Genomic DNA, 802 nt, shown 5'->3' with positions numbered 1-802 from the left:
GGCCGACCACCCCGACACCAAGCGCGTCCTGCCGGGCGTCGTCGCGGGCATCGGCGGCTACGGCAACTGCCTGGGCCTGCCCAACATCGGCGGCGAGGTCGTCTTCGACGCCTGCTACCAGGGCAACCCGCTGGTCAACGCCGGCTGTATCGGCGTCATGAAGCACGAGGACATCCACCTCGCCCAGGCCTCCGGCCCCGGCAACAAGGTCATCCTCTACGGCGCCCGCACCGGCGGCGACGGCATCGGCGGCGTCTCGGTCCTCGCCTCCGAGACCTTCGACGACACCAAGCCCACCAAGCGCCCCGCCGTCCAGGTCGGCGACCCCTTCCAGGAGAAGCTCCTCATCGAGTGCACCCTGGAGATCTTCAAGGAGAAGCTGGTCGCGGGCATCCAGGACCTCGGCGGCGCCGGCCTGTCCTGCGCCACCTCCGAGCTGGCCTCCGCAGGCTCCGGCGGCATGCGCGTCGAGCTCGACACCGTGCCGCTGCGCGACGCGACGCTCTCGCCGGAGGAGATCCTCATGAGCGAGTCGCAGGAGCGCATGTGCGCGATCGTCGAGCCGCAGCACGTCGACCGCTTCATGGAGATCTGCGAGAAGTGGGACGTCATCGCCACCGTCATCGGTGAGGTCACCGACGGCGAGCGGCTGGAGATCTTCTGGCACGGCGAGCAGATCGTGGACGTGCCCCCGGGCACCGTCGCCCACGAGGGCCCGGTCTACAACCGCCCCTACGCCCGCCCCGACTGGCAGGACGCCCTCCAGGCCGACGACGCCGGCAAGCTGCCCCGACCGCAGACC

1 protein-coding gene is annotated in these 802 nt (G+C 70.7%); it reads left to right on the top strand.

All coding sequences use genetic code 11. From position 1 onward, the window contains the following. Positions 1–802: AIR synthase-related protein (locus E6U81_RS39540; protein WP_240804290.1), on the top strand; the 802-nt coding region annotated here is incomplete at both ends.

It is taken from the genome of Streptomyces sp. A0592 (assembly GCF_004795115.1).
GTDB lineage: Bacteria > Actinomycetota > Actinomycetes > Streptomycetales > Streptomycetaceae > Streptomyces > Streptomyces erythrochromogenes.
Note: the sequence above shows the minus strand (reverse complement) of the source record. Positions and strands in the feature narration are given on the sequence as shown.